Source organism: Sulfuriferula nivalis (genome assembly GCF_009937995.1).
Classification (GTDB): Bacteria; Pseudomonadota; Gammaproteobacteria; order Burkholderiales; family Sulfuriferulaceae; genus Sulfuriferula; species Sulfuriferula nivalis.
The window spans coordinates 1835133-1849031 of sequence record NZ_AP021881.1; the positions used below are offsets into that span (position 1 = coordinate 1835133).

13 protein-coding genes and 2 tRNA genes are annotated in these 13899 nt (G+C 42.5%); 1 reads left to right on the forward strand and 14 read right to left on the reverse strand.

The window, feature by feature from the left end; translation table 11 throughout:
* Positions 1-40: 40 nt before the first annotated feature.
* From SFSGTM_RS09045 to SFSGTM_RS09095, 11 genes are all read right to left on the reverse strand, one after another.
* Positions 41-117 (reverse strand) — tRNA-Asp (locus SFSGTM_RS09045).
* 13 nt (positions 118-130) lie between these two features.
* Positions 131-206: transfer RNA gene (locus SFSGTM_RS09050), tRNA-Val, on the reverse strand.
* Between the two features lie 10 nt (positions 207-216).
* Positions 217-489, reverse strand: a complete 273-nt coding sequence (locus SFSGTM_RS09055; protein WP_162084868.1) for an HU family DNA-binding protein — start codon at positions 487-489, stop codon at positions 217-219.
* A 120-nt stretch (positions 490-609) separates the two neighbouring features.
* Positions 610-3027, reverse strand: a complete 2418-nt coding sequence (lon, locus tag SFSGTM_RS09060; protein WP_162084869.1) for an endopeptidase La — start codon at positions 3025-3027, stop codon at positions 610-612.
* Positions 3028-3182: 155 nt separating this feature from the next.
* Positions 3183-4442 carry an ATP-dependent Clp protease ATP-binding subunit ClpX gene (gene clpX, locus SFSGTM_RS09065; RefSeq protein WP_162084870.1) on the reverse strand — a complete coding sequence of 420 codons (1260 nt, stop codon included), beginning with the start codon at positions 4440-4442 and terminating at the stop codon, positions 3183-3185.
* Between the two features lie 26 nt (positions 4443-4468).
* Entirely contained in the window at positions 4469-5098 is a 630-nt protein-coding gene (clpP, locus tag SFSGTM_RS09070; protein ID WP_162084871.1) for an ATP-dependent Clp endopeptidase proteolytic subunit ClpP, read from the reverse strand.
* A 4-nt stretch (positions 5099-5102) separates the two neighbouring features.
* Positions 5103-6410, reverse strand: a complete 1308-nt coding sequence (gene tig, locus SFSGTM_RS09075; protein ID WP_162084872.1) for a trigger factor — start codon at positions 6408-6410, stop codon at positions 5103-5105.
* Positions 6411-6846: 436 nt separating this feature from the next.
* Positions 6847-7149: a cyclic-phosphate processing receiver domain-containing protein gene (locus tag SFSGTM_RS09080; protein ID WP_162084873.1), complete on the reverse strand. Its 303-nt coding sequence runs from the start codon at positions 7147-7149 to the stop codon at positions 6847-6849.
* Between the two features lie 75 nt (positions 7150-7224).
* Entirely contained in the window at positions 7225-8154 is a 930-nt protein-coding gene (locus tag SFSGTM_RS09085) for a 5'-nucleotidase (protein WP_162084287.1), read from the reverse strand.
* A 5-nt stretch (positions 8155-8159) separates the two neighbouring features.
* On the reverse strand, positions 8160-8522 hold the full coding sequence (locus SFSGTM_RS09090; RefSeq protein WP_162084286.1) for a hypothetical protein: 363 nt from the start codon (positions 8520-8522) through the stop codon (positions 8160-8162).
* A gap of 39 nt (positions 8523-8561) precedes the next feature.
* A complete protein-coding gene (locus tag SFSGTM_RS09095; RefSeq protein ID WP_162084285.1) occupies positions 8562-9464 on the reverse strand; it encodes an arginase family protein in 903 nt (300 codons plus the stop codon).
* 111 nt (positions 9465-9575) lie between these two features.
* Here SFSGTM_RS09095 and SFSGTM_RS09100 point away from each other — a divergent pair, with 111 nt between their 5' ends.
* The gene (locus SFSGTM_RS09100) at positions 9576-10133 is read left to right on the forward strand and encodes a hypothetical protein (protein ID WP_162084284.1); all 558 of its coding nucleotides are present in this window, start codon (positions 9576-9578) and stop codon (positions 10131-10133) included.
* Between the two features lie 69 nt (positions 10134-10202).
* Here the strand turns inward: SFSGTM_RS09100 and SFSGTM_RS09105 are convergent, their stop codons facing one another.
* From SFSGTM_RS09105 to SFSGTM_RS09115, 3 genes are read right to left on the reverse strand one after another with little or no spacing between them, the layout of a single operon-like run.
* Entirely contained in the window at positions 10203-10712 is a 510-nt protein-coding gene (locus SFSGTM_RS09105; RefSeq protein WP_162084874.1) for a DUF1643 domain-containing protein, read from the reverse strand.
* A complete protein-coding gene (locus SFSGTM_RS09110) occupies positions 10693-12912 on the reverse strand; it encodes a DUF262 domain-containing protein (protein WP_162084875.1) in 2220 nt (739 codons plus the stop codon). The genes SFSGTM_RS09105 and SFSGTM_RS09110 overlap by 20 nt, the downstream gene beginning before the upstream one ends.
* Before the next feature lie 15 nt (positions 12913-12927).
* Positions 12928-13899 carry a helix-turn-helix transcriptional regulator gene (locus SFSGTM_RS09115; protein ID WP_162084876.1) on the reverse strand — a complete coding sequence of 324 codons (972 nt, stop codon included), beginning with the start codon at positions 13897-13899 and terminating at the stop codon, positions 12928-12930.

Here is a 13899-nt window from a genome sequence, read left to right on the forward strand (position 1 = left end):
AATGTATAAAAAAAGGCGAACCTAGGTTCGCCTTTCGTATTGGCGGAGCGGACGGGACTCGAACCCGCGCCCCCCGGCGTGACAGGCCGGTATTCTAACCAACTGAACTACCACTCCAAATCTTTATTCTTGGTGGGTGCTGAGGGGTTCGAACCCCCGACAATCGCCTTGTAAGGGCGGTGCTCTACCAACTGAGCTAAGCACCCAAGAAGCCGATCAGTTTACAGCATCTTTCAATGTTTTACCAGCACGGAACTTAGGTACTTTTGCTGCTTTAATTTTGATAGCTTTACCAGTTTGTGGGTTGCGACCATCGCGTTCAGCACGATCGCCCACGTAAAACGAGCCAAAACCCACCAATGTCACCATACCACCGCTTTTCAAGGTTGCAGTAACAGCACTAACAGTCGCATCTAAAGCGCGTCCTGCAGCTGCTTTAGAAATATCAGCTGATTCAGCGATTGCATCAATTAATTCAGATTTGTTCACGTGTATCCCCTTCTATTAGTTAACAGGAAAATCCTGAAGCTCACTTTATAGCAAGCCGCAAAAGCTTATGTCAAGCGGCTTGCACTGATTTTACTCATAAATAACATCTTTAGGTGAAAATTAATGTTTAGTCGAAACAACTTCAGTAGAAACTGCCGCCGCTCCCACGATTTCAGCAACAACTGCTGGGGTATCAGGTAACGGTTCTGGCTGACGTTCCAAAACCAATTGCAATACCTGATCTACCCATTTTACTGGACGTATATCCAGACCACTCTTGATATTATCTGGCATCTCAACTAAATCACGCACATTCTCTTCTGGTATCAATACAGTTTTAATTCCACCCCGCAGTGCGGCAAGTAGCTTTTCTTTCAAACCACCTATTGGCAACACTTCACCACGCAATGTAATCTCTCCGGTCATTGCAACGTCCGCACGTACAGGAATACCAGTCAGTACAGATACCAATGCTGTGCAAATACCAATACCCGCACTAGGTCCATCTTTAGGTGTTGCACCTTCGGGTAAATGTATATGAATATCTTTCTTCTCATAAACATCCGCAGGGATACCCAGACTCTGTGAACGACTGCGAACTACCGACATTGCAGCTTGTATAGACTCCTGCATGACTTCACCAAGCTGTCCAGTGGTTATCACCTTGCCTTTACCAGGCATGGTCACGCCTTCGATAGTCAAAAGCTCACCACCAACTTCAGTCCATGCCAATCCAGTGACTTGTCCAACTTGGTTATACTTCTCGGCAACACCAAAATTAAATCTGCGCACACCTAAATAATTATCTAAATTGGTTTCATCAACTATGATTTTTTTGTCCTTTGTCGATTTGGTCACCAAAGCCTTCACAACTTTACGACAAATCTTCGCCACATCCCTATCAAGGTTACGTACACCAGCCTCACGCGTGTAATAACGCACGATGTCACGCAATGCAGCTTCGGTAATCTCACATTCATCAGGTTTTAAACCATTTGCCTGTAACTGCTTGGCCACCAAATAACGCTGACCTATGCTTACCTTTTCATCTTCGGTATAACCAGACAAGCGGATAATCTCCATGCGATCAAGCAATGGAGTTGGTATATCCAAAGTATTTGCCGTAGCCACAAACATCACATCGGACAAATCAAAATCCACCTCAATGTAATGGTCTGCAAACGTATGATTTTGTTCAGGATCCAACACCTCTAGCAATGCAGATGACGGATCGCCGCGTGAGTCCTGACCCATTTTATCTACTTCATCTAGTAAAAATAATGGATTACGTACACCAACCTTAGTCATGCTTTGCAAAATCTTACCCGGCATAGAACCAATGTAGGTACGTCGATGCCCTCGTATTTCAGACTCATCACGTACACCACCTAACGCCATACGTATAAATTTACGATTAGTAGCCTTCGCAATAGACTGACCTAACGAAGTTTTACCTACACCGGGTGGCCCTACTAAACATAAAATAGGACCTTTCAATTTTTCAACACGTTGTTGTACAGCGAGGTACTCAACAATACGCTCTTTAACTTTATCCAGACCATAATGATCCTTATCCAGAATCGCTTCTGCTTTCGTTAAATCTTTACTGATTTTTGTTTTCTTTTTCCACGGCAAACCAATAATTGCTTCGATATAAGTACGTACAACCGTTGCTTCAGCAGACATAGGCGACATCATTTTCAGCTTTTTCAGCTCAGCATCTGCTTTTGCTTCAGCTTCCTTGCTCATTTTAGCTTCTTTAATCCGGCGTTCTAAATCCTCAATCTCTACGCCATCCTCACCGTCGCCCAACTCTTTCTGTATGGCTTTAACTTGTTCATTCAAATAGTAATCACGCTGGCTCTTTTCCATTTGACGTTTAACACGTCCACGAATGCGCTTTTCTACTTGTAATATATCAATTTCGCCCTCCATCAAGCTCATCAAGTGCTCTAGACGCGCTTGAACAGGGAACATCTCTAACACTTCTTGCTTTTGCTCCAATTTCAATGGCAAATGTGCAGCAATCGTATCAGCCAAGCGGCCAGCTTCATCAATACCAACTAAAGAAGTTAGTATCTCAGGTGGGATTTTTTTATTTAATTTGACATACTGATCAAATTGCGCGACCAATGCCCTGCGCGTAGCTTCGGCTTCTTTATCTTCAGCGGTATCATCAGCATCAACTAAGGTGACAGTACCTGCGAAATGAGTATCCAGATCAGCGTATTCAATTACATTGGCACGCTGGTTACCTTCCACCAGTACTTTAACGGTACCATCAGGTAATTTAAGCATCTGCAAGATAGTTGCAACGCTACCAATGTGGTACAAGTCTTCAGGTGTGGGTTCATCTTTGGACGCGGATTTTTGTGCAACGAGCAGAATACTCTTGCCAGACTCCATGGCAATTTCTAACGCTTTAATGGATTTGGCGCGCCCGACAAAAAGCGGGATAACCATGTGAGGGAAAACTACCACATCACGCAAAGGCAAAAGTGGCAGAGTTAAAGTTTCAGCGTCTTGGAGTAAGGCCATGATAGTAACATCCTATAGAAAAGGTACGACATAGGACAACATATACGGGCGGCGTTAAAAAAATTCAAGCGCTACCTGCTATATTATCCGCAAGTGCCTGAATCCAAGCGTGATTTAATTTGCACCAGCAATCGTCACTGGTGCAAAACTACTTACTACGAAGCTATTTTAGCCTGATCAGCAAATATCATTAAAGGTTTAGCAGTGCCATTAACCACATTGGCATCTATCACCACTTTAGTGACATTTTCCATAGAAGGCAATTCATACATAGTATCCAGCAACACATGCTCAATAATAGAGCGCAGACCACGTGCACCAGTTTTTCTTGCTAAAGCACGTTTAGCTATTGCAACCAAAGCATCTTCACGAAACTCCAATTCCGCACCTTCCATTTCAAACAATTTATTATATTGTTTGGTAAGTGCATTTTTAGGTTCGGTCAGTATCGTTGTCAAAGCAGACTCATCAAGCTCTTCCAAAGTTGCAATAACAGGTAAGCGACCTATCAACTCAGGAATCAGTCCAAACTTGATCAAATCCTCTGGTTCAACTTCTTGTAACAAAGCAGAAACATCCTTGCTTACATCTTTGCTTTTAACTTCAGCTCCGAAACCAATACCACCTTTAGTTGAACGATTTTGTATTACTTTTTCCAGACCAGCAAAGGCACCACCACAAATAAATAACATGTTAGTGGTATCAACTTGCACAAATTCTTGATTTGGATGTTTACGCCCACCTTGTGGTGGGATTGAAGCGGTTGTACCCTCTATCAGCTTAAGCAATGCCTGCTGAACACCTTCACCTGATACATCACGAGTGATGGAAGGATTATCAGATTTACGCGAAATTTTATCAATTTCATCAATGTATATGATGCCGTTTTTAGCTTTCTCTACATCATAGTCGCATTTTTGCAATAACTTCTGAATGATGTTTTCAACGTCTTCACCAACATACCCCGCTTCAGTAAGGGTAGTTGCATCTGCCATGACGAATGGCACGTCCAACATGCGTGCCAAAGTCTGCGCCAATAAGGTTTTACCTGATCCTGTGGGACCAATTAATAAAATGTTGCTTTTCGCTAATTCAACATCATCCTTACCACCTATATTTTTTAAACGTTTATAGTGGTTATAGACGGCCACAGCCAAGATACGCTTTGCTTTATCTTGACCAATGACATAATCATTTAGAATAATTTGAATTTGCTTAGGTGTTGGTAAGGCAGATTTATCCGTCTTACCCATTTTATCCTGCTGAATTTCTTCACGAATAATGTCCGTACATAAATCCACGCACTCATCACAGATAAAAACAGAAGGACCCGCGATTAGTTTGCGCACTTCGTGCTGACTCTTACCGCAAAAAGAACAGTACAAGAGTTTTTCGCCGCTGTTTTTGTCAGACATGATATAACTCCATTAAGATTGCATGATTAAGCAGCAGCTTCTGCGCGGTTATGAATGACTTTATCTATCAATCCATAATTCACAGCTTCTTCTGCACTCATGAAATTATCACGATCAGTATCTTTATCCAAGGTTGCCACATCTTTACCCGTATGTGTAGCCATCATGCCATTTAAACGTTCACGCAGATACAAAATTTCTTTGGCGTGAATTTCTATATCCGACGCTTGCCCCTGAAAACCACCCAATGGCTGATGTATCATAATACGAGAATTAGGCAATGAATAACGTTTACCTTTAGCACCAGCTGTCAGCAAGAACGCACCCATACTGGCAGCTTGGCCCATGCACAAAGTGCTCACATCAGGTTTTATAAATTGCATGGTGTCATAAATTGACATCCCTGCTGAAACCGAACCACCAGGTGAATTGATATACAAATAAATATCTTTATCTGGATTTTCAGACTCCAAAAACAATAACTGAGCGACTACTAAATTAGCAGACATCTCATTAACTGGGCCAACCAGAAACACCACACGCTCTTTTAATAAACGTGAGTAGATATCGTAGGCACGTTCACCACGACCACTTTGTTCGACCACCATGGGAACCATACCCAGACCTTGCGGATCCCAAACGTTATTGTTCATCATGTATTTAAGCCTTTCCCATCAGTTCATCAAATGATGTTGCCTTATCGATTACTTTCACTTGTCCCAGCACCCATTCTACAACATTGTTTTCCAAAGCCAAGGATTCAATTTCTTGCATTTTTTCTGGATTCTTACGATACCAAGCCATTACATTTTGTGGATCTTCATAACTTTGAGCGAACTCTTCTATCATCTCAGTCACTTGCTCAGGCTTTGCTGCCAGTTCTTTAGATTGGACCACTTCAGCCAAAATCAAGCCTAAAGCAACACGACGTTGTGCACGCTCTTCAAATATATCTGTTGGCATAGGAATATCAGCCACATTCATTCCACGCGCCTGCATATCACTACGCGCCTGTTCCATTAAACGCTCCGCTTCATTTTTAACCAACGACTTAGGTGTTTCTACCTGAGTAGCAGTTAAAATGGCTTGCATAACCTGATCTTTGACTTGCGCTTGCACACGATTTTTAACTTCGCGCACCAAGTTAGCCTGAATTTCACCACGCATTACAGCAACATCACCATCAGCCACACCCAAAGTCTTGGCAAACTCAGCATCAACAGCAGGCAACTTAGGTTCTGCCACATCAGTAACTTCTACGCTGAATTGTGCAGTTTTACCAGCCAGTTCAGGCGCTTGATAATCGGCAGGAAAAGCTACATCAAAAGTCTTTTGATCACCAGCCTTAACATCCATCAAAGCTGCTTCAAAATCTGGCAAGGTGCGACCTTCGCCCAATACAACACGGAAACCTTTAGCTTCACCACCAGCAAAAACCGTTCCATCCACTTTACCAACATAATCCAAAGTCACTAAATCGCTGGTTGTTGCAGCACGATCAGCGCTTTCGTATTGCACACGTTGTTTACGTAATACATCTATCGTTTTATCAACCTCAGCATCAGCCACTTCAACGACAGGACGAGTAATTTCTGTAGCGCTCAAATCACCCAAAGTAATTTCTGGATAAACTTCGAATACAGCGTAAAACTCAAATATAAATGGATCTGCCGCGTCTGATTTAGGCTCAATACGAGGGAAACCAGCCACTTTTAATTTATTATCTTGCACTACCTTTGTGAATACACGCTCAATCGCGGTACCTAAAGCTTCTTGCCGAAATTCACCACCATATTGTTTAGCAACAACTGACATCGGCACTTTACCTGGACGGAAGCCGTCGATACGTGCAGTACGTGCGACATGCTTTAGGCGACTCGCAACTTCAGATTCAATTGCGTTCATTGCTACAGATAAATTTACACGACGTTCTAAGGCGCTGACTTGTTCGATATTAGCTTGTTGCATGAGATATCCTTGAGTGTGTTGGATAGGTTAACAGACAGTGAAAGTGCGCCACAGTGGGCGCACGATGATTCAATAAATGATGGTGCGAAAGGGGGGACTCGAACCCCCACACCTTACGGCGCTGGAACCTAAATTTGAATTACAAAAAATAACCAGCAATCTAACTTATTGATTATATTGAAAATTCAGTATAAATATTACAGATTTTGAGAGTTTCCCAAACTGTTTCCCAAACTACACCATCCTAATTAATAAAAAAATGCCTCACTGTATCTAGCAATTTATTAATTATGATTTTGATTAATAAGCCACTGTGAAGTCTGTGATTATAACAAAGGAATTCAACAAATGGCGAATATTGCTAACAGATCGCCTTGGGCTCTTTCTATTCCAAGAAGAACAAAATTGCAATAGCCTTAACATATCCCCACCCTATTTACTTACCAAAACGTTCTGCTGAACGCATTGCAGCTTCAATATTCCGCCTCCCTACTGGATTGGCCGAATGAACAGCCCAACACGGCATTGGGATTGTCCCATCCATTACCCATTCCTCAATTCGTTTTGCCACGTCATAACCTGTCAGCTCAGTTCCAAGATCATGATCAAATGAAATACGCGTTACCTTACCCGTTACGAGCAAGCACAGTGCTTCAACTGCTGTGCGGCAACACACAGCGTCAGTCGGCGATTCCCGCAAATCATCTAAGTACAGAAATATCTCACTATTTTCATCCATATTTTATATCTCACATTAGTTTCTGTTCATCATTAAGGTACATTTATCCGTTCAAACCACCTGAGAGCAATTCAATTATTCATTAGCCACACCATGCGGAACGTGCCCAGTGGCGACGTGCTGGCGCGCGGATTCGCAGTGCTTTTGATGGTCATCAAAGAAAATATCGGCTCTGAATGCTTTCAGAAACTCCCCTTTGTCTTTTCCGCGTAAGAAAAAGGCTTCATCTATACGGATATTCCAGGCGCGCAATGTACGAATAACCCGTTCATGGGCAGGTGCACCACGCGCCGTGATTAAGGCTGTGCGGATAGGTGCTGTATCTGCTGGAAATTCCAATTGAAGCTGATGCAACAATGCAAGAAAATTTTTAAATGGCCCACCAGGCAAAGGCTGCTTCGCGGCTAATGTTTCATTACTTTCAAATGCCTCCAATCCATCCTGCTTATAAATACGTTCTGACTCATCTGAGAACAAGACAGCATCCCCGTCAAAGGCGATACGCAACTGCGATGGATCCACTTCAGAAACAGCTGCAGAAGCAGAAGGTAAAATCGTCGCCGCAGCAAATCCCGCCTCTAGCGTCTTACGCACATCATTAGCTTCGGCAGAAAGAAACAGCTGAGCACCGAATGCTGAAATGTACGGATGTGTACTTGCGCCCCGTGTAAAAGCAGCGCGACTGATATTCAACCCATGATGCTTTATCGAATTGAATATACGCAAGCCAGTATCTGCGCTATTACGAGATAATAAAATCACTTCAACACGCGGATTTTCAGGATCACGTTCATTTAATGCCAGCAATTTCCTCACCAGACTAAATGCCACACCAGTTTCAAGCGGTATATCCTCATGCTGAATTTGGTATCTGCAATATGCTTCCACACCGTCCTTTTCAAAAACAGCATGGCTCTCATCAAGATTAAAAAGAGCACGAGAGGAAATGGCGACTATTAGCTTTTTATGGCTAAAAGACATACCATCCGAACTTGAATCCGTCATGGTTTTCAAATTAATTCAATCGCAAATAAAATGGCGGCCAATTGTTCGGTGCTAAATCTCTCTGAAGTATTAAAAAGTATGTTGCTACTGCTACTACTATCACCTTTATAGACCTTATTGCCTTTAATATTGCACAGCATATTACTGCTACTTCCGCTCTCGCCTTTGTAAACTTTATCATCTCTGATATTAAACAGCATATTGCTACTACTGCCGCTATCCCCCTTATAGACCTTACCTTCTCTAACATTACATAGCAGATAACTACTGCTTGTGTGATTACCTTGGTAGACTTTGTTTCCTACAATATTGCAATCCAAACTAATCAATTTACTACTACTGCTGCTATCACCCAGATAAACTTTCATAGCTACTCCACTTCAAAAAATCAATAAAAAATTAACCAACTATTGGTGCACTTGCTTATATTTACATACATATACCCTAATACATTCAAGCATAGTGTTGCTATGAATGGTCAATACTTCTGGAATGCTGCCATCGTCAGCAACTTGATAACCACCTGCCAGATTCCACGCGATGGGTATGCCAAGCGCATTTGCCGTTTCAAATACAATCTTGTCTCGTATCCTTAGTTGCTCAGTTGTTAAAAACCCACCTAATGGATCTTTAATATGCGGGTCTGCTCCAGCCTGGTACAGGATAATGTCGCAGTCTTGCATCTTTGTAATTTTCTCAGAGACACTCAACAAGAATTCCTGGGTTTGATGTGTAGCTTCATATTCACGTCCAGCCGTATAGTGTTCTATCCATTTCAATTGATGCTGTTCAATTAAGTTATCCGTGCCATCCCCATAATGCATATCAAAGTCCAGGATACCCACTTTGTTGGCTAATCCACTCACCTTCAAAATCATCGCCGTCACTACCAGTCCATTGAACGTGCAATACCCAAACGCGGATGCATACTTTGCATGGTGAAATCCTGAGCAAGGTGCAACAGCTACTTTCCCGTTACGAATAGCTTCTCGTGCCGCCGCCAGCATAGCACCTGTTGTATAAAGCAAAGTAGCTGCTACCTCGGGTAATTTATTGCCAAAACCATTTTTAATTTCGCATGCCAAAATTTGATCCACATAATCTGGATTATGTGCCTGCTTAAGTTGATCAACAGTCACTGGTTCAGGCTCAATAACAGCAATCGGTAGATCCAATCTTAACCAAGCATCCATCACCTTTTCAGGCTTGGCGGCACTGGGTGAAGAACTACTGAAATGGGCAACCATCCTAGGCGTAAAAAACACAGGTACATCGTTCACACATTCAGTAAGTTGCGAGACTGGTTCCACTTTGTTCGCCCTATATTCATTGCCAATAAGGTGTATTTAATCCCATTGATACGACACTATGTGACGCATGCGTAAATAAACTTAGTACTTTCGATTAAAAACCAGAACATCATGAAATTCGACCACAAACTAGACTATTCTGAAAATCTAAAAGCACGTTATATGCATAGGCAAAATGCCGAAGCATATTTCACCGACTATCAATCGCTTAATGAAACAGAACGTAGTCAACTACAAGCATTAAATAAACACCTCACTTTGCTTGAAAAGCAATACTTGCCCATTTTAAAAACCAAATACACACAACTGCAGGAACGAGTTAAAAATCATCACGACTGGATACAAGATTTCAATCTTGAGTTTGTCATTACCTTTTATTTACATGAAAGCGACTATGAATATGAAGAAAACGATGACAACATCCTTATGGAGCTACATGAGGATATTTTTGACTGTATCCACACTGATCAAGAATGGGGATTTGGTATAACGAATATAAATCATTGTGACTGTCCTGCATATTTTGTTGGTGAGTGGCATTGTTATCTGTATCACTGTCTTTACGATCATTGCGGATTGGACTGGCTTGATTTGCTTCGCATTGGCTCAGTTTGCGTGGAAATTAAAATTGATGAGCAGACGTGGGAACAACCGTTCCCACGCATATAGCGCCCCCTGTCTGCCCCATTGTTGACTTTGGAAAGTGGGATAACAATGTTAAAAGTAAGGGTATGCTTATTATAGATATGGCTGAATAAAACCATCATACCGACCACGTGACGGATGCATCCTAGTCTGGTAAATCACCTTCTGTGGCATCTCAGCAAGTAGTTCTAGCACATAGGATTTGCGTGCTGTAAAACGATTGGCCGCACCCCAACCTAAAATGACAATATCAGACTCATTCAGAGCGTCCTTAATAGTTGCATCATTGAGCGCGCCAATTTCGTGTGGCAAACCCTGAAAATCATTGGTTTGAATGTATGCAAACTGATTAACCACTATCAGTCGGCGCACGCCTGCGAATTCTGCCAGTTCTTTTTTGAATACCACCTTTTCCATGAATTGAACGGACTTGTCAGCTACGTCTTCCCCAGCATAACTCGGATTTTGCATTACTACACAAGCAGTTTTGCCTGTGGGTGGTGCATCGTTCAGAGTGATATCCAGTTGATAACGGTAGCGCATTTCATTTTCCCATGCGAATTGGGCAGTTACTGTTACATCGTCAATGTGCTCGTAAATCATGAATACTCCCCGTCAGTTCATTTGAACCAGCATCCTTTGAAAGAATAGAACTACAAACCGCATAATATTCGCTATATAAATTGAACGCCCGCCTATAAACCGCATGTTGGAACGCTTGCAAACGTTTTTCGTGCCATACCCAGCATTCTTTACTTCCAACATCACCATACTTAGGAGATGCTTCTAACCATAACTGCTCGTGATCCTGATTCTCGTATAGCTTACTATCGTCAGCTTGCCAATCAACGAGGTTTGTCTCTAATTTAGAAGCAAGTGGATCATCACCAAAACTTCGATTTAGGCTAGATTCAAGCACGTGCAAATTGCCTATACAATTACCTATGTCGTTCCTAGCAGCATGAAAGTCTGAGTCACTGCATTTAATATAACTCCAGTGTTTACCCCAATGATCTTGTGGGCAAAGGTGATCGTAATCATAGGGCACCGTGTCCTCATCAATTAAATTTGAATCCGAAGTTAACTTGCTAAAAGCTTTCTCTACATAGTCCCTTTGTAACCACAACAATATAGGCTTACGCCACCAGCAAAACCTTTTATAAAGCTCACGTTGCGGAATTGTATTATGATCATCCTTAAACAGTTTATCCGCTGTGAGTAATCTCGTAGATTCATACGGTAATAAAATTTGGTTTAGTTCATCCGGTGGCATCAATGGTAGCGCCAATCCAATTTCATTTTCATTTCCCGAATTAGATTTTATTAATGCGTTGTATATAGCTTCTGCTGGAAAAGCACCTTCAACCCCCGCTATTTCAAACGCCTTTTTACTCGCGCCATCATCATTCCAAATGTGCAAATACCAAAACAAGGCAAATGCGATGATTGTTTCCCGACTATCTGCAATCGTCTTCTCATCGTTAAGCATAATCCATCGAAGCAATACTTGGATTAAGCCGCGAGAAAGATGCGGTAGCATATAATTTGGGATGCCACTATCCTTCTCTCCTCGATAAATCAAGGTGCGTCCCAGCGACTTGAATGCATTAACAAACTGACTATCTTTCATCAAATAATTACGTAGTGGACCAGGCTTCTCTTTTGTCCCGAGAAGCGTTGCTAAATGACGATGAAAATCGCTAGGTTTGGGACGCGGATTGTCTCCAATTACTATTACTTCTGTTTGCGCTGCAGCCAGTCTATACGCAGTCATCACATAATCTGAGGAACTCATTGGGTAAGGGAAATCGTCACTCTTCACTTTCTCAACTAAATTATGTGCTTCAGGCCATTGTTGTTTGATCATGGAAAACAGCAAATCATCAGGTGTAAGTTTAGTGGCGTTGCTACCTATACGTTCAAATAACAATATCAGCGGTGCTGTAAACTCGTTATTCTTGTTATCTTTAGCCTCTGGCTGGCTCTGGCTAATATATTCAGGAATCAAAATCAAAGGGACTTCAAGTGATGCTATACGTTCAAAAGCATCATAAAGCTGTTCAAGTTTATGTTTAACCTTTTCCTCATCAGTATCACCAAATAATTTTTGCATGAATGCTTTTTTGTCGCTTAGCCCTCTGAATACATTCCAAGCATCTGTCAAACGAATAAATAACTTACTATTCCTGCCAGCCACATATGGGCGTGGTTGTTCAGTTTTGTCGAGATTAAATAATTCATAATCACGCCTTTCTTCATGTTGTTGATGATTTTTATCATAATCTTTCCGTGCTTCTTTTCGCTCATGCCTAGAAAGGCGAGTTTGGGATATGCGCTGAAACCCAAATGGCTGTGCCTTAGTCGTGATTCTGAGTTCGAACGTAGCACCTGCCCCACCATCCCTTCCAAGGTCTATCCATAAACAATGTTGTTTTGAATGTTTTTCAAACCAACCCAACAGCATGGACAATGTTCTTTGCTGTCCGTCAAGCAAACCTACCGACTCAGACTGTACCTCTGCAGATACGCGCTTATCTTCCACAATATTTGTTGCAGATTCCCCTGCTGCTAACTTGCTCACCATGAGACTACCTATCGGCATGCCTCTCAGCAATGAATCCCACAGATCCACAATCTGTTTAGGTTTCCATACAAATCCACGCTGAATTGATGGCAGTAACAATTGCTTAGCATATGTGCCAGTATTGCTAGCCCATGCCAGATATTCTGGCAGTTTCATTCCTATTACTTGGGCACCATTACAGAATGGCCAATCATCACAGTCCAATTTTATATCCGTCATTTCCTGCTCCGCCTTTTATGTTGTTACAACGCTAATTACTTCTTTATTCACTGCCCAAACATCATCCCCAAATCCCCGCAACCACCACTCCAGCATCTCACTATCCACCACCGTCGCAGTAATCTCGTAGGCATCATCCAACTCCACTACCCGCTGATCCAGCGACAGAGGCGATTCAAGCAAATGCAGTCCCGCATCCTTATCAATACGGAAACTCAGCTTAATGTGTTGGCCATTACCATAACCAAATCGGCCATCGTCGTCATATTGCTTAAGATCGAAGTCTTTGGGGCGTTCAAACGTTAGCGTTGAAACCTTTGCGGAGATGATGCGATTCAACGCAAGGCTACGCTCGTTATCATAACCATCAAATCGACAAACAAGGTACATGCGTTGACCCTGTTGCGCCAAGCCCAGCGGCATGACGCGAGTCTCGGTACGTTTACCAGCCGCGTTTTTGTAATCCACTTCCAGCCACTGATTTGCGTAAAGCGCATTGCTGACCTGTTCAAATACGAGCGGATCAATTTTGGGTGGCAACAACGGCTGGGTGGTGCTGACTACACGCACCTTTTCCAGCCATTCCCGTTCGCGTTTGGTTTTACTTTTGTCCCCGAGCTGACTGCGTGCCTGGGTAAAGAAGCCTTGCATGGATTTCATTAGTTTGGTGGGCAACAGGCTGTTCAAATGCTGTTCAGCAAGGGTAAGCAACAACGATTCCTGTGGGCTAAGACCAACCAGGCTTAACCCTTTGGCAAACTCTTTCCATTTGTAACGATACGGCTTACTGCTGTCATCACGATCAATGTCATAGTTTTCGCTAAGCATATCCAGTTGGCGCTGCAGGGTGCGCAAGTCACGATTAATACCTGCATCAGCCAGTTGCTGACGCAACTCCGATGCAGTAACCGTACGTCCCTTGGGAATGCGCTGTAATATTGCATGCGTTAGATTGAGTTCTTCAACGGAATTTGGACGTTTTGGCAT

Coding starts and splice junctions, on each gene's coding strand:
- lon (WP_162084869.1), bottom strand. CDS start 3,027: ATGGCCTTACTCCAAGACGCTGAAACTTTAACTCTGCCACTTTTGCCT.
- clpX (WP_162084870.1), bottom strand. CDS start 4,442: ATGTCTGACAAAAACAGCGGCGAAAAACTCTTGTACTGTTCTTTTTGC.
- clpP (WP_162084871.1), bottom strand. CDS start 5,098: ATGATGAACAATAACGTTTGGGATCCGCAAGGTCTGGGTATGGTTCCC.
- tig (WP_162084872.1), bottom strand. CDS start 6,410: ATGCAACAAGCTAATATCGAACAAGTCAGCGCCTTAGAACGTCGTGTA.
- SFSGTM_RS09080 (WP_162084873.1), bottom strand. CDS start 7,149: ATGGATGAAAATAGTGAGATATTTCTGTACTTAGATGATTTGCGGGAA.
- SFSGTM_RS09085 (WP_162084287.1), bottom strand. CDS start 8,154: ATGACGGATTCAAGTTCGGATGGTATGTCTTTTAGCCATAAAAAGCTA.
- SFSGTM_RS09090 (WP_162084286.1), bottom strand. CDS start 8,522: ATGAAAGTTTATCTGGGTGATAGCAGCAGTAGTAGTAAATTGATTAGT.
- SFSGTM_RS09100 (WP_162084284.1), top strand. CDS start 9,576: ATGAAATTCGACCACAAACTAGACTATTCTGAAAATCTAAAAGCACGT.
- SFSGTM_RS09105 (WP_162084874.1), bottom strand. CDS start 10,712: ATGATTTACGAGCACATTGACGATGTAACAGTAACTGCCCAATTCGCA.
- SFSGTM_RS09110 (WP_162084875.1), bottom strand. CDS start 12,912: ATGACGGATATAAAATTGGACTGTGATGATTGGCCATTCTGTAATGGT.
- SFSGTM_RS09115 (WP_162084876.1), bottom strand. CDS start 13,899: ATGCCAAAACGTCCAAATTCCGTTGAAGAACTCAATCTAACGCATGCA.